This is a genomic window from Microbacterium sp. NPDC089695 (assembly GCF_044749085.1).
In the GTDB taxonomy this organism is placed as follows: domain Bacteria; phylum Actinomycetota; class Actinomycetes; order Actinomycetales; family Microbacteriaceae; genus Microbacterium.
This window is the reverse complement of the sequence record NZ_JBIVHG010000004.1, coordinates 100431-114511: the sequence shown is the minus strand read 5'-3', so window position 1 is coordinate 114511 and position 14081 is coordinate 100431. Positions and strand designations below refer to the sequence as shown.

Annotated in this window: 13 protein-coding genes; 12 read left to right on the top strand and 1 reads right to left on the bottom strand. The window is 69.6% G+C overall.

Annotated features, from left to right (window positions below):
• Window positions 1-9: 9 nt before the first annotated feature.
• The 4 genes from coaE to ACIPYT_RS16320 are packed head-to-tail and all read left to right on the top strand — an operon-like array spanning window position 10 to window position 4316.
• Window positions 10-609 carry a dephospho-CoA kinase gene (gene coaE / locus ACIPYT_RS16335; protein WP_401076631.1) on the top strand — a complete coding sequence of 200 codons (600 nt, stop codon included), beginning with the start codon at window positions 10-12 and terminating at the stop codon, window positions 607-609.
• Window positions 606-1835: an MFS transporter gene (locus ACIPYT_RS16330; RefSeq protein ID WP_401076628.1), complete on the top strand. Its 1230-nt coding sequence runs from the start codon at window positions 606-608 to the stop codon at window positions 1833-1835. Before coaE ends, ACIPYT_RS16330 begins: the two co-directional genes overlap by 4 nt.
• A gap of 58 nt (window positions 1836-1893) precedes the next feature.
• A complete protein-coding gene (uvrB, locus tag ACIPYT_RS16325; RefSeq protein ID WP_401076626.1) occupies window positions 1894-3966 on the top strand; it encodes an excinuclease ABC subunit UvrB in 2073 nt (690 codons plus the stop codon).
• A gap of 17 nt (window positions 3967-3983) precedes the next feature.
• Window positions 3984-4316: a TfoX/Sxy family protein gene (locus ACIPYT_RS16320; RefSeq protein WP_401076980.1), complete on the top strand. Its 333-nt coding sequence runs from the start codon at window positions 3984-3986 to the stop codon at window positions 4314-4316.
• Window positions 4317-4339: 23 nt separating this feature from the next.
• On the opposite strand, the gene ACIPYT_RS16315 is transcribed toward ACIPYT_RS16320, so the two are convergent.
• The gene (locus ACIPYT_RS16315) at window positions 4340-4588 is read right to left on the bottom strand and encodes a hypothetical protein (protein WP_401076623.1); all 249 of its coding nucleotides are present in this window, start codon (window positions 4586-4588) and stop codon (window positions 4340-4342) included.
• 39 nt (window positions 4589-4627) lie between these two features.
• On the opposite strand from ACIPYT_RS16315, the gene ACIPYT_RS16310 reads away from it, so the two are divergent.
• From ACIPYT_RS16310 to uvrC, 8 genes are all read left to right on the top strand, one after another.
• Window positions 4628-5068 (top strand): MarR family winged helix-turn-helix transcriptional regulator, encoded by a 441-nt coding sequence (locus tag ACIPYT_RS16310; protein WP_401076621.1) that lies wholly within the window; start codon window positions 4628-4630, stop codon window positions 5066-5068.
• 66 nt (window positions 5069-5134) lie between these two features.
• Complete coding sequence (locus ACIPYT_RS16305) at window positions 5135-5887, top strand: DUF4129 domain-containing protein (protein WP_401076619.1); 753 nt, start codon at window positions 5135-5137, stop codon at window positions 5885-5887.
• On the top strand, window positions 5884-6399 hold the full coding sequence (locus ACIPYT_RS16300; RefSeq protein ID WP_401076616.1) for a hypothetical protein: 516 nt from the start codon (window positions 5884-5886) through the stop codon (window positions 6397-6399). The genes ACIPYT_RS16305 and ACIPYT_RS16300 overlap by 4 nt, the downstream gene beginning before the upstream one ends.
• Window positions 6389-7357, top strand: coding sequence for an AAA family ATPase (locus tag ACIPYT_RS16295; protein ID WP_401076613.1), 969 nt, complete (start codon window positions 6389-6391; stop codon window positions 7355-7357). The genes ACIPYT_RS16300 and ACIPYT_RS16295 overlap by 11 nt, the downstream gene beginning before the upstream one ends.
• The gene (locus tag ACIPYT_RS16290; RefSeq protein WP_401076611.1) at window positions 7354-8691 is read left to right on the top strand and encodes a DUF58 domain-containing protein; all 1338 of its coding nucleotides are present in this window, start codon (window positions 7354-7356) and stop codon (window positions 8689-8691) included. The genes ACIPYT_RS16295 and ACIPYT_RS16290 overlap by 4 nt, the downstream gene beginning before the upstream one ends.
• Window positions 8692-8699: 8 nt before the next feature.
• On the top strand, window positions 8700-9218 hold the full coding sequence (locus tag ACIPYT_RS16285) for a hypothetical protein (protein ID WP_401076609.1): 519 nt from the start codon (window positions 8700-8702) through the stop codon (window positions 9216-9218).
• 53 nt (window positions 9219-9271) lie between these two features.
• A complete protein-coding gene (uvrA, locus tag ACIPYT_RS16280) occupies window positions 9272-12160 on the top strand; it encodes an excinuclease ABC subunit UvrA (protein WP_401076606.1) in 2889 nt (962 codons plus the stop codon).
• The gene (gene uvrC, locus ACIPYT_RS16275) at window positions 12160-14079 is read left to right on the top strand and encodes an excinuclease ABC subunit UvrC (RefSeq protein WP_401076603.1); all 1920 of its coding nucleotides are present in this window, start codon (window positions 12160-12162) and stop codon (window positions 14077-14079) included. Before uvrA ends, uvrC begins: the two co-directional genes overlap by 1 nt.
• Window positions 14080-14081: the final 2 nt, after the last annotated feature.

Here is a 14081-nt window from a genome sequence, read left to right as displayed (position 1 = left end):
ACTGACGTCATGCCTCTCATCGCTCTCACCGGCGGCATCGCGTCGGGGAAGTCGACCATCGCGCGACGGCTCGCCGAGCACGGGGCCGTGATCGTCGACGCGGATCGGATCGTGCGCGACGTGCAGGCTCCGGGCACGCCGGTGCTGGCCGCGATCGCCGACGCCTTCGGCGAAGGAGTGCTCGCGGAGGACGGGTCGCTCGACCGCGCAGCGCTCGGTGCCATCGTCTTCGGAGATCAGGAGCAGCTTCGACGGCTCAACGAGATCGTGCATCCGGCGGTCCGCGCCGAGTCCCAGCGTCGATTCGACGAGGCCGCGGCGGGAGATCCGGATGCGGTGGTGGTCTACGACGTGCCGTTGCTCGTCGAGGCCCGCGTGGACGATCCCTGGGACCTGATCGTGGTCGCGCACGCACCGGCCGAGGTGCGCCTGCGTCGACTCGTCGAACTGCGAGGGATGGAGTCAGGGGCCGCGCAGGAGCGCATCGACGCGCAGGTGAGCGACGAGCGTCGGCTGGCGGTCGCGGACGAGGTGATCGACACCGCCGGGTCGCTCGACGAGACGCTCGCGCAGGCGGACGCGCTCTGGCAGCGGATCACGCAGCGGTGACTTTCACCGGACACGCGCCCGGATCGACCCCCTACCGTCGCCTGATCGTCGGGCTGTTCTTCGCCGGGATCGCGACGTTCGCGCAGCTGTACTCGCCCCAGGCGGTGCTGCCGCAGTTGTCGGCCGAACTGGGCGTCTCTCCGGCGACGGCCGCGCTGACCGTGTCGGCCGCGACGCTGGGACTCGCTGCGGCCGTCATCCCCTGGTCTCTCGTCGCCGACCGCATCGGCAGGGTCCCCGCCATGGGGATCGGCGTTCTCGCCGCCACGGTCCTCGGACTCCTCGCCCCGCTGAGCCCCACGCTCGAGATGCTCCTGCTGCTCCGGTTGCTCGAGGGAATGGCGCTCGGCGCCGTCCCGGCAGTCGCCCTCGCGTACCTGAGCGAGGAGGTCGAGGTGCGCAGCGCCGCGGCAGCAGCGGGGAGTTACATCGCGGGGACCACGGTCGGCGGTCTGCTCGGACGCATCGCCTCGGGGATCGTCGGAGAACCGGCCGGATGGCGCATCGGGATGTGGACGGTCGCGGCGATCTGCGCGGTCGCCGCGGTTCTCTTCCTGTGGCTCACGCCCAGGGCGCGTGGTTTCGTGCCCGGGAGGATGCGGGCGGGAGAGGACACCGTGGGGATGCTCACCCGTCTGGTGGTCCCGCTGCGCTCCGCGGCGCTGCTCGTGCTCTACGCCCAGGGGTTCCTCCTGATGGGCGCGTTCGTCGCGGTCTACAACTATCTCGGCTTCCACCTCGCCGGCGCGCCGTTCAGCCTGCCCGCCTGGTTCGTGACCCTGCTGTTCCTCGCCTATCTCGCCGGCACGGTGTCGTCGCCCTGGGCGGGCGTGCTCGCGTCGCGGTTCGGGCGTCATCCCGTGCTGGTCGGCGCGACGGGCGTGATGGCGATCGGGGCGCTCCTGATGCTCGCCGGGGTCACGGCGGTCGTGCTGCTCGGTCTCCTCCTCTTCACAGCAGGCTTCTTCGGCGCGCATGCGGTGGCGTCGGGGTGGGCGCCCGTCGCCGCCGGGCCGACGACGAGGGCGCAGGCGTCGTCGCTCTACTACTTCGGCTACTACGCGGGGTCGAGTCTGTTCGGCTGGGCGCTCGGGATCGTGTTCGGATCGGCGGACTGGTCGTGGTTCGTGGTCGCGATCGTCGGTCTGTGCGGGGTCGCCGCTGCGCTGTCGTCCGGCGTCCTGCGCGACGCAGCGGGGGCGCACCCCCTGCGCGACGGGGACTGAGCCCGGGGCGTGCGCACCGCGCGGCCCCGATGTCGGTGGTCCGGCCTACGCTTGAGGTATGCAGACCACCCGCAGCGTCCGTCCCTTCGAGGTCGTGAGCGAGTACGCCCCGGCCGGAGACCAGCCGCAGGCGATCGCCGAGCTCGCCGCGCGCATCAACGCCGGCGAGACCGATGTCGTACTCCTCGGTGCGACCGGTACCGGCAAGTCGGCGACCACGGCCTGGCTGGTCGAGCAGGTGCAGCGGCCGACGCTCGTGCTGGCGCACAACAAGACGCTGGCCGCGCAGCTCGCGAACGAGTTCCGCGAGCTCATGCCGAACAACGCCGTCGAGTACTTCGTCTCCTACTACGACTACTACCAGCCCGAGGCGTACGTCCCGCAGACCGATACCTTCATCGAGAAGGACTCCTCGATCAACGCCGAGGTCGAACGGCTGCGGCACTCGACCACGAACTCGTTGCTGAGCCGTCGCGACGTCGTGGTGGTCTCGACCGTGTCGTGCATCTACGGACTCGGCGCACCGGAAGAGTATCTGCGTGCGATGGTCGCCCTGCAGGTGGGGGAGCGCTACGACCGCGACGCCCTCATCCGGCAGTTCATCGCGATGCAGTACAACCGCAACGACGTCGACTTCTCGCGCGGCAACTTCCGGGTGCGCGGCGACACGATCGAGATCATCCCCGTGTACGAGGAGCACGCCATCCGCATCGAGCTGTTCGGCGACGAGATCGAGGCGCTCTACTCGCTCCACCCGCTGACCGGAGAGGTCATCGAGAAGCTCGACTCGGTGCCGATCTTCCCCGCCTCTCACTACGTCGCGGGCACCGACGTGATCCAGCGGTCGATCGGCACGATCGAGACCGAGCTGGAGGAACGCCTTGCCGAGTTCGAGCGTCAGGGCAAGCTGCTCGAGGCTCAGCGTCTGCGCATGCGCACGACGTTCGACCTGGAGATGCTCCAGCAGCTCGGGTTCTGCTCGGGGATCGAGAACTACTCGCGGCACATGGACGGCCGCGAGGCGGGTGAGCCCCCGCACACGCTGCTCGACTTCTTCCCCGACGACTTCCTGCTCGTGATCGACGAGTCGCACGTCACGGTGCCGCAGATCGGGGCGATGTACGAGGGAGACGCCTCGCGCAAGCGCACGCTCGTCGACCACGGATTCCGTCTGCCGAGCGCGATGGACAACCGTCCGCTTCGCTGGGACGAGTTCAAGAACCGGATCGGCCAGACCGTATACCTCTCCGCGACGCCCGGCAAGTACGAGATGGGCATCGCCGACGGCGTGGTCGAGCAGATCATCCGGCCGACCGGTCTCGTCGACCCGCAGATCATCGTCAAGCCGTCGAAGGGTCAGATCGACGATCTGCTCGAGGAGATCAGGGTGCGGGTCGAGCGTGATGAGCGAGTGCTCGTCACCACCCTGACGAAGAAGATGGCGGAGGAGCTCACCGACTTCCTGGGTGAACACGGAGTGCGGGTGCGGTACCTGCACTCCGACGTCGACACCCTGCGCCGCGTCGAGCTGCTGAGCGAACTCCGCGCCGGCGTCTACGACGTGCTCGTCGGCATCAACCTCTTGCGAGAGGGGCTCGACCTCCCGGAGGTGTCGCTCGTCGCGATCCTCGACGCCGACAAGGAGGGGTTCCTCCGCTCCGGCACCTCTCTCATCCAGACGATCGGCCGGGCCGCGAGAAACGTCTCGGGCGAGGTCCACATGTACGCCGACAAGGTGACCGACTCGATGGCCAAGGCGATCGAAGAGACCGACCGTCGACGAGAGAAGCAGATCGCGTACAACAAGGAGAACGGCATCGACCCGCAGCCGCTGCGCAAGCGGATCGCCGATATCACGGAGGTGCTGGCACGAGAGGGTGCGGACACCGCCGACATGCTGTCGGGCCGTGGCAAGGCGACGGGCAAGGGCAAGTCGCCCACGCCCAATCTTCGACGCACGGGGATCGCCGCCGAGGGGGCGCAGCAGCTCGAGGCGACGATCCAGGATCTGTCCGACCAGATGCTCGCGGCCGCGTCCGAGCTCAAGTTCGAGCTCGCGGGGCGACTGCGCGATGAGGTGCAGGATCTCAAGAAGGAGCTGCGCGCCATGGAGCGTGCAGGTCACGCCTGACGAGGAGGGTCGTGGTGATGGATGCCGCCGGAGAAGAACTCGCCGACCGCGTGCGCGCTCTGCTGACGCTCGGCGGCGATGTGGAGGAGAAGAGGATGTTCGGCACTCGCGCCTTCCTCATCGACGGGCACATCCTCGTCGGCGCGCGGAAGGGTGGAGTGCTGCTCGTGCGGGTCCAGGAAGAGAACGGGGCGGCGCTCGTCACTCGTCCCGGCGTCGCCACGGCGGTCATGGGGCCGCGGACGATGGGCACCGGCTGGCTCGACGTCTCGTCGACCGTGATCGCCGATGACGAGGCACTCGCGTTCTGGCTCGACGTCGCTCGGGAAGACGCGGCAGGCATCCACTGACCGACCGATGCCCGCTCTGCGGATCAGGGGCAGTGCATCAGGGGCTTGGGGCCCGAGCGGTCGATCTCGTGCTGCGTCATCGGTGCGCCGCACAGCGGACATCCACGTTCCGCACGCTGAGCCGCGCTGGGCGGCGGAGTCTTCTCGTACGGCCCGACCGACGCCGGACCGGCGAACCGGATGAGGTTCGTGTTGACCCATGAGTACAGCCCTCCGGCCTCGCGGATCCTGTCGCGGAGGGGAGGACGTCGATCGGGGTTGGTCATGATCATTAGTGTACTAACTATTAGGGTGCGGGTATAGTCGAAGGCATGCCGACCGCCGACGACCTGCTCCGGCTCGAGAATCAGCTGTGCTTCGCCGTGGTCACGGCGGCGCGCAACGTGGTCGCGATCTATCGCCCGATCCTCGAACCGCTCGGGCTCACGCATCCGCAGTACCTGGTGATGCTCGCCCTGTGGGAGAGGGCCCCGCGTCCGCTCAACGACCTCGCGGCCGACCTCGCGCTCGATCCCGCCACGGCCTCTCCGCTCGTGAAGCGACTCGAAGCCGACGGACTCGTCGCCCGGCAGCGCAGCGCGCGGGATGAGCGCCGACTCGACATCACGCTCACGGATGCCGGGCGCGCGCTGCGCGAGCGAGCACTCGACGTGCCGCGTCAGGTCATGGCCTCCGTGGGGATGGACCTGGACGAGATCGCCGCGCTGCGTGATGGGCTGGCACGCTTCGCCGGACGGCGTCAGGACGCCTGAGCCGCTCCGCTGACACCGCCCACGGGGGTCCCCGAGGTCGCGGGCCTTCCGCCTAGGGTGGAGATCATGTCGCGCCCCGTTCCGCCCGAGATTCCCGAGGAGTCCGGTGTCGCGCGTCGGCCGGGTCTCGTGTTTCCGCTCCTCGGGGTGGCCGGGTTCTTCGTGATCCTGATGCTCGCAGCGACAGTCCAGGGGCACCCGGTCTTCCGGCCGGTCGGCGACCCGAAGTCGATCCCGACCCGGACGCCGGTCCCCGAGCCCGTGCCGACGACGTCGGGGATGCCCGAGTTCGAGCCGCCGGAGGACTCGCTCATCCTCACGATCATCACGGCCGTCGTCGTGATCCTCATCGGCGGCGTGCTCCTCGTGGTGGTGTTCCTCGGCGTCCGCCTCCTCGTGCGCACCCTCCTGAGTCTCTGGCACGGGCGTCGTCCGCGCCGGCGAGGCGGCGCCGAGATCCCCGGTGCGGTCGCGGGCACGGAGCCCGCGGCGTCGACTCCGGATGCCGTCGAGATCCGACGGGGGATCTCCGACGCGCTCGTCGCACTCGAGCGGGACGAGCCGCCGACCGGCGCGATCGTCGCGGCCTGGATGAGCCTCGAGGAGTCCGCGGCGGACGCCGGGGTGGTCCGCGCTCCGTCGGAGACCGCGGCGGAGTTCACGGTGCGCATCCTCGCCCGCCGTTCGTCCCTGGCCTCCGACGTCTCCCGCCTGCTGCGCCTGTACGAGGACGTGCGCTTCGGCGGACGCATCGCGACCGAGCACGACCGTGACACGGCGGTGCGGTGTCTGCGCGCTATCGAGGAGGGGTGGCGATGATGCGCCGGGTCCTCCTGGTGGCGCTCGGCGCCGCACTGGTCATCCTGGTCCCCCTGCTCCTCGCGGCCGTCGGCGCTCCGTACGAGTTCGCGCTCTCCTGGGCGCTGATCGGGGTCGCTCTCGTGCTCGTCACCCGCCCGACGCTCATCGACGAGAGCGGTGCCTGGCCGCCGGCCGCACCGTCGAGCGGCATGCAGGGCTCGGACGTGTCCCGGCTCGCCTGGGCCATCAACAGCCGTACGGGGGTCGTCGGTCACGCGCTGCTCCGGCGGATCGACCGCGTCGTGCGGCGTCGGCTCGCCCGTCATGGACTCGACCCCGACGTCCCCGCCGACCGGTCGCGCATCGACGAGCTCCTCGGCGCAGGCGTCCCCGATCCGCTCCGCGCCGGAGAGGTGTCGCGCGCCGACGTCGAGCGGATCCTCGACGCGCTCGACCGACTTCCCGATCACGGCCCGCCATCCGGCGCGGCCGCCGCCCCGCTGCACCAGGAGAGAACGCATGACCGCTGAGACCGTCGACATCGCCGCCGCCGGACGCCGCATCCTGGACGGAGTGCGCACCGCCGTCGTGGGGATGGACGAACCCCTCACGATCGCGCTCGCGAGCATCCTCGCCGGTGGTCACGTCCTGTTCGAGGACGTGCCGGGACTGGGCAAGACTCTTGCCGCACGCAGCCTGGCAGCGGCCCTGGGACTCGACTTCCGCCGCCTGCAGTGCACGCCCGACATGCTGCCGGGCGACGTCACGGGATCGTCCGTGTACGTCCCCGTCACAGGTGGGTTCGAGTTCCGCCCCGGGCCGATCTTCACCGGGCTGCTGCTCGCCGACGAGATCAACCGCACGACGCCCAAGACGCAGTCCGCGATGCTCGAAGCCATGGCGGAGCGCCAGGTGACGGTCGACGGCACGCGGCACGCACTTCCCGAGCCCTTCCACGTGATCGCGACGTCCAACCCCATCGAGTACGAGGGGACCTACGCGCTACCCGAGGCGCAGCTCGACCGTTTCATGGTCCGCCTGTCCGTCGGCTACCCCACCATCGAGGACGAGTCGCGGATCGTCGCCGAGCGGATCCGCCGCCAGACCGCGGACGCACCGGTCGACGCCGTGGTCGACAGTGCCCAGCTGCGCGCCATCCAGGCGGCGGTCGAGCGCATCCATGTCGACGCCGATGTGATCGATTACTGCGTCGAACTCACGCGTGCGACGCGCGCGGCGGCGACGGTCGCGGTGGGTGCATCGCCCCGAGGGTCGCAGGCGCTCGTGCTGCTGGGCCGCGCACTCGCGGCGTTGGACGGGCGCGACTACGTGCGTCCGGACGACGTCAAGCGCATCGCGGTCCCCGTGCTCGCGCACCGGCTCACGCTCACGCCGCAGGCCTGGGCCCAGGGCACGGATCCCGCATCCGTCGTGGAGGCCGCCGTCTCCCAGACACCGGTCCCTCCCACGGCGGCCGTCGCGCGATGACCGACGAGGTCCGTTCCGAGCTGCGGATGCCGGTGCGCTGGCATCGCGGCCCCGTCGTGGCCGTCGGCATGGTCGCCTCCGCCCTGCTCGCCGCGGTGGGCCTCGCGTTGTCGCGCCCCGATGTGGTGGCGATCGGCCTCCCACTCGCTCTCGCCTCCGCCTGGGCCCTGCTGCGGAGGCCGCGGACCGCTGAGGTGGACCTCGCGCTGCACGCGCGTGGTGGTGCGCCCGAAGACATGGGCCCCGCCGACAGCTTCGGCGCCGCGGTGCGGGGAGTCATCGATGTGCACGCCCCCGCCGATCTCGATTGGGTCCAGCTCGCGGTCGACCAGGGCGGACGCCGCGCAGGCCTCGTCGACGTGCCGCCGGGAGACGCGGGCGTGCGCACGACCACACGGCCTCGGCATTCGGGGCCGGTCGAGCTGCTCGCGGTGACGGCACGGGCGATCGCCCTCGACGGTGCATGGGCTTCCGGGGTCGGGCCGCGGGTCGCGCTCGAGGGGAGCGTCGCGCCGGCGCGGCACGATCTGGGGCGGCTCCCGCTCGCTCCCCGGCTCCTCGGTCTCCACGGGGCGCACGACGGCTCCCGACCGGGCGCGGGCGGGGACTTCCGCGACATCCACGCGTTCGCGCCCGGCGACGAGCTGCGCCGCATCGACTGGAGGGCCACCGCCCGCGCCGCTCGGCGTCCGGGCGAGTTGCTCGTGCGCCGCACCGACGCCCTGAGCGACTCCTCGGCCGTCGTGGTGCTCGACACGGTCGACGACCTCGGCTCCGCGGTGGCCGCGTGGGGATCGGGCGACCCGGAGCGCAGCGGTGTCACCTCACTCGATCTCGGCCGGGAAGCGGCTCTGTCGATCGCCGCGACCGCGATCTCCGCGGGCGACAGAGTCGCGTTCCACTCCCTCGCAGGCGGGGGAGCGGGGATGCGCTCGGGCAGCGGAGCACGCCACCTGGCGCGCCTGAGCAGCGCCATCGCCGCGACGGGAGCCGGTGGCGACGGCACCCGCTACCGGCGCTCGCCGGTCGTGCCCGTCGGGTCGATCGTGTTCGTGCTGTCGACGTTCTTCGACGGCATCGCCGCCCAGCTCGCGTCGCGGTGGCGGGCGTCCGGTCATGCGGTGGTCGCGGTGGACACGCTGCCCGAGCTCGACTCCGTGCGCCTCACCCCCGAGCAGACCGTCGCGATGCGCACGCTGCTCGCCGAGCGGGCGGAGGTGCTCGCCGAGCTGCAGCACACCGGGATCGAGGTCGTGCGATGGGTCACCGACCGCGATGTCGGGATGCGCCTGGCCGCGCGACGTCAGCAGCGGATGCGGGCGGTGCGCAGATGAGCGCGCGCATGCACTCCCTCCACGTTCCCCTGGCGATCCCCGGGATCGTGCCGCGACTGCTGGTGGTCGCGTTCGTCGTGGTCGGGGCGTCGGTGCTCATGCCCTATCCGGTCTGGCAGGGGATCGCGGTGGTCGCGGCGCTCGCGTCCGTCGTCCTCCCGGTGTCGATGACCGCGTGGGGAGCCGCAGCCTGTCTGCCGTTCGGCGTCGTCCTCACAGAGCCGAGCATCGCGCGCACGGCGTTCGCGGTGCTGCTCGTGCATGCGATCCACGTCTGCGCGGGCCCGTCGCTCGTGATCCCCGTGCGGTCGCGGCTGTCACTGCGCGTGCTCGGGCCGACGCTGCGTCGGTTCGTCGTGATCCAGACGATCGCGCAGCCCCTCGCCCTCGGCGTCGCTCTGCTGGGCGGACGGGGGCTCCCGACGGGGATCTCCTGGGCGGCTCCGCTCGCGGCCGGGATCCTCGTGGTCGGGATCTTCCTCGCCCTGCGCGCTCTGCGACGAGCGGACATCGGTCCGCCGACGTAGTGCGTCCCCGCGGGAGCGGAGCCAATGTCCGTGGCCCCTCGTAGACTTGTCCGGTGCCTATCGTCCCGGTTGCAACCCCAGGAAAACTCAGTGTTCGCGGTGCCCGCGTCCACAATCTGAAGAACGTCGACATCGACATCCCTCGTGACTCGCTCGTCGTGTTCACGGGCCTGTCCGGGTCCGGCAAATCGAGTCTCGCGTTCGACACGATCTTCGCCGAGGGCCAGCGTCGCTACGTCGAGTCGCTGAGCGCGTACGCGCGCCAGTTCCTCGGCCAGGTCGACCGACCCGACGTCGACTTCATCGAGGGCCTGAGCCCTGCGGTGTCGATCGACCAGAAGTCGACGAACCGCAACCCGCGTTCGACGGTCGGCACGATCACCGAGATCTACGACTACATGCGTCTGCTGTGGGCGCGCATCGGCGTGCCGCACTGTCCCGAGTGCGGTGAGCGCATCCAGCGTCAGACCGTGCAGCAGATCGCCGATCAGCTCATGGGTCTTCCCGATCGGACCCGGTATCAGATCGTCGCGCCGATCGTCTCGCAGAAGAAGGGCGAGTTCGTCGATCTGTTCCGCGAACTCGGCGCCAAGGGATACGCGCGCGCGATCGTCGACGGCGACCTCATCCAGCTCGCCGAACCGCCCACGCTCAAGAAGAGCTACAAGCACGACATCGCCGTCGTGGTCGACCGTCTCGTCGCCGCCGACGACATCCTCGGCCGTGTGACCGACTCCGTCGAGACCGCATTGGGTCTCGCGGGCGGCGTCATGCAGGTCAACTTCGTCGACGAAGAAGGCGATGCCGCATGGCAGTCGTTCTCCGAGAAGCTGGCCTGTCCGAACGGGCATGCGCTGAGCCTCACCGAGATCGAGCCTCGCACGTTCTCGTTCAACGCGCCGTTCGGGGCCTGCCCGGCCTGCTCGGGGCTGGGCACGCGGATGTCGGTCGACGTCGACCTCATGCTCGGCGACGAGGAGCTCTCGATCCGCGAGGGCGCGATCATCCCGTGGACGACGCAGGGCAAGGGGCTGTTCCAGTACTACGAGCGTCTGCTCGAGGGGCTCGCGGCCGATCTGAACTTCTCGCTCGACACTCCCTGGCAGGACCTCAGGGTCGATGTGCAGGACGCGATTCTCCGCGGCGACAACTACAAGGTCACGGTCAAGTTCAAGAACCGATACGGGCGCGAGATGCGCTACGCCTCGGGATTCGAGGGCGTCGTCCCCTACATCGAGCGGCAGTACGCCCAGGCCGAATCCGACACCCAGCGCGCCCGATGGGGCGAGTACCTGCGAGAGGTGCCGTGCCCGGTCTGCGACGGCAACCGTCTCAAGCCCGAAGTGCTCGCGGTGCACGTGCACGGCCACTCGATCGCCGAGGTCTCCCACCTGAGCCTCGCCGACGCCCGCGACTTCATGGAGACGCTGTCCCTCACCGACCGTGAGGCGAAGATCGCGGCGCAGGTGCTCCGCGAGATCCGCCTGCGGCTCGACTTCCTGTTGCAGGTGGGGCTGTCGTACCTGAACCTCAGCCGTTCGGCCGGCTCATTGTCGGGCGGCGAGGCGCAGCGCATCCGCCTGGCCACGCAGATCGGCTCGGGTCTGACCGGCGTGCTCTACGTGCTCGACGAGCCGTCGATCGGACTCCACCAGCGAGACAACCGCCGGCTCATCAACACGCTGATCAAGCTCCGCGATCTGGGCAACACCCTGATCGTCGTCGAGCACGACGAAGAGACCATCGAGGCGGCCGACTGGGTCGTCGACATCGGCCCCGGCGCCGGCGTGAACGGCGGCGCGGTCGTGCACTCGGGTCCGTACTCCGCCCTGTTGAGCGAGTCTGCGTCGATGACGGGGGAGTACCTGTCGGGAGCGCGCGAGATCCCGACGCCGACCAAGCGACGCAAGATCGACAAGAAGCGCAAGGTCAGCGTCGTCGGCGCGCGCGAGAACAACCTCAAGAACGTGAGCGTCGACTTCCCGCTCGGCATTCTCACGGCTGTCACAGGCGTGAGCGGTTCGGGCAAGTCCTCGCTCGTGAACGACATCCTGTACCAGGTCCTCGCGTCCCGCCTGAACGGTGCGCGCACGGTGCCGGGCAAGCACACCCGGGTCTCGGGGCTCGACAACCTCGACAAGGTCGTGCACGTCGACCAGGCGCCGATCGGGCGCACCCCCCGATCGAACCCGGCGACGTACACGGGAGTGTTCGACCGGATCCGCACGCTCTTCAGCGAGACCCCCGAGGCGAAGGTCCGCGGCTATCAGCCCGGCCGCTTCAGCTTCAACGTCAAGGGCGGACGCTGCGACGCATGCTCGGGCGATGGCACGATCAAGATCGAGATGAACTTCCTGCCCGATGTGTACGTCGATTGCGAGGTCTGCCACGGCAAGCGCTACAACCGCGACACCCTGGCCGTGCACTACAAGGGCAAGAACATCGCCGAGGTGCTCGAGATGCCGATCGCGGAGGCCGCCGAGTTCTTCGAGCCGATCCAGGCGATCCACCGCTACATGAAGACCCTGGTCGACGTCGGCCTCGGCTACGTGCGGCTCGGGCAGTCGGCGACGACCCTGTCGGGTGGAGAAGCACAGCGCGTCAAGCTCGCCACCGAGCTCCAGAGGCGCAGCAACGGCCGCAGCATCTACGTGCTCGACGAGCCGACCACTGGTCTGCATTTCGAGGACGTGCGCAAGCTGCTCGAGGTGCTGAACGGACTCGTCGACAAGGGCAACACCGTGATCGTGATCGAGCACAATCTCGATGTCATCAAGTCCGCCGACTGGGTGATCGATCTCGGGCCCGAGGGCGGCTCCGGCGGTGGCGAGATCCTCGCGACCGGCACACCCGAGCAGATCGCCCGCGTCGAGGAGAGCCACACCGGCCAGTTCCTCGCCGAGATCCTGGGTGAGGGGCGCTCTGCGCGGAAGGCCAGCTGATGGCCGACGTGCTGCCGTACAAGCCGAGGGCGGGGGAGATCCCCACCGATCCCGGCGTGTACCGGTTCCGTGACGCCGCCGGGCGGGTGCTCTACGTCGGCAAGGCCAAGAACCTTCGTCAACGGCTCTCGAACTACTTCGCGCCGCTGCGCACGCTTCACGAACGCACGCGCCGGATGGTCACGACCGCGACGTCGGTGGAGTGGACGGTGGTGCCGACCGACGTCGACTCGCTCCAGCTGGAGTACATGTGGATCAAGGAGTTCGATCCGCCCTTCAACGTGCGGTACAAGGACGACAAGTCCTATCCGTTCATGGCCGTCACCCTGGGCGATGAAGCGCCTCGCGTGATCGTCACCAGGAACCGGAAGATCCCCGGGGCCCGGTACTTCGGCCCCTATCCCAAGGTCTGGGCCGTCCACGAGACGATCGACCTCATGGTCAAGGCGTTCCCGATCCGCACGTGCAGCGACGCGAGCTACAAGAGGGCGATGCAGACGGGGCGGCCGTGCTTCCCGGGGCAGATCGGCAAGTGCGGCGGGCCCTGCTCGATGACGGTGACGATCGAGGAGCACCGGGCCATGGTCGACGACTTCGTCGCCTTCATGGCCGGCGGTGACGAGCGGTTCACGAGAGACCTGACGAAGCGGATGCTGGCGGCGTCCGCCGCGATGGACTACGAGGCCGCGGCGAAGTACCGCGACAAGCTCTCGGCGATCGAGGCCGTGCTCGGCAAGAGCGCCCTGGTGCTCGCCGCGGACGAGGACGCCGACCTGTTCGGGATCGCCGAGGACGAGCTCGCCGCAGCCGTGCAGCACTTCACGATCCGCGGCGGGCGGGTGCGGGGCGTGCGGGCGATGACGATCGAGAAGGAGATCGACATCTCCTCCGCCGATCTCGTCGACCAGGTGCTGCAGCGTGCGTACGGCGACGCGCAGGACGTGCCGCGCCGCATCCTCGTGCCCACGCTCCCCGACGACGCCACTGAACTCGAGGAGTGGCTGCGCGAGCGCCGCGGGCGCAAGGTCGAGATCGCCGTCGCCCAGCGTGGCCAGCGCGCCGACCTCATGCGCACCGCGACCATCAACGCGCAGCAGGCGCTCATCCGCCACAAGACCCGGCGCACGAGCGACTACGTCGCGCGGACGCAAGCACTCACCGACCTGCAGGAAGCCCTCGGCATGGGCGAGGCGCCGCTGCGCATCGAGTGCTTCGACATCTCGCATCTCGGCGGCACGAACGTGGTCGCCTCCATGGTCGTGTTCGAAGACGGTCTCCCACGCAAAGATCAGTACCGCTCGTTCAACATCGCCGAGACGACCGACGACACCGACTCGATGTACCAGGTGCTGCGGCGTCGTCTCGCGTATCTCGATCGCCCGGAGGAGGTCGAGACGATCGATCCGACCACCGACGAGGTCGTGGGAGAGGATGTGGGCGAGGCCACGGCCCGACGCAAGCCGCGGTTCGCGTATCCGCCGCAGCTCCTCCTCGTCGACGGTGGACAGCCGCAGGTCGAAGCCGCAGCCAGGGCGCTCCGCGACGCGGGGCATACCGAGATCGCGGTGTGCGGCATCGCCAAGCGACTGGAGGAGATCTGGCTTCCCGGCGACGACTTCCCGGTGATCCTGCCGCGCACGAGCGAGGCGCTGTACCTCCTGCAGCGGCTGCGCGACGAAGCCCATCGGTTCGCGATCACGCACCAGCGCAAGCGCCGTCGCAACGACATCACGACGGTGCTGGCCGAGGTGCCGGGGCTCGGTGCGTCGCGCATCAAGGTGCTGCTCAAGCACTTCGGTTCGGTGACGGCCCTGAGGGCTGCCGCTCCCGGACAGATCGAAGAGGTCCAGGGCATCGGCCCGGTGCTCGCGCAGAACATCCACTCCCATCTCGCCACCCGGCAGTCCGGTACTCGATAGGC

Excerpts from the sequence above, each read along its gene's own strand:
- uvrC (WP_401076603.1), top strand. The coding sequence starts at position 12,160 with ATGGCCGACGTGCTGCCGTACAAGCCGAGGGCGGGGGAGATCCCCACC.
- ACIPYT_RS16320 (WP_401076980.1), top strand. The coding sequence starts at position 3,984 with ATGGATGCCGCCGGAGAAGAACTCGCCGACCGCGTGCGCGCTCTGCTG.
- ACIPYT_RS16285 (WP_401076609.1), top strand. The coding sequence starts at position 8,700 with ATGCACTCCCTCCACGTTCCCCTGGCGATCCCCGGGATCGTGCCGCGA.
- ACIPYT_RS16295 (WP_401076613.1), top strand. The coding sequence starts at position 6,389 with ATGACCGCTGAGACCGTCGACATCGCCGCCGCCGGACGCCGCATCCTG.
- uvrB (WP_401076626.1), top strand. The coding sequence starts at position 1,894 with ATGCAGACCACCCGCAGCGTCCGTCCCTTCGAGGTCGTGAGCGAGTAC.
- coaE (WP_401076631.1), top strand. The coding sequence starts at position 10 with ATGCCTCTCATCGCTCTCACCGGCGGCATCGCGTCGGGGAAGTCGACC.
- ACIPYT_RS16290 (WP_401076611.1), top strand. The coding sequence starts at position 7,354 with ATGACCGACGAGGTCCGTTCCGAGCTGCGGATGCCGGTGCGCTGGCAT.
- ACIPYT_RS16310 (WP_401076621.1), top strand. The coding sequence starts at position 4,628 with ATGCCGACCGCCGACGACCTGCTCCGGCTCGAGAATCAGCTGTGCTTC.
- ACIPYT_RS16305 (WP_401076619.1), top strand. The coding sequence starts at position 5,135 with ATGTCGCGCCCCGTTCCGCCCGAGATTCCCGAGGAGTCCGGTGTCGCG.
- ACIPYT_RS16300 (WP_401076616.1), top strand. The coding sequence starts at position 5,884 with ATGATGCGCCGGGTCCTCCTGGTGGCGCTCGGCGCCGCACTGGTCATC.
- ACIPYT_RS16315 (WP_401076623.1), bottom strand. The coding sequence starts at position 4,588 with ATGATCATGACCAACCCCGATCGACGTCCTCCCCTCCGCGACAGGATC.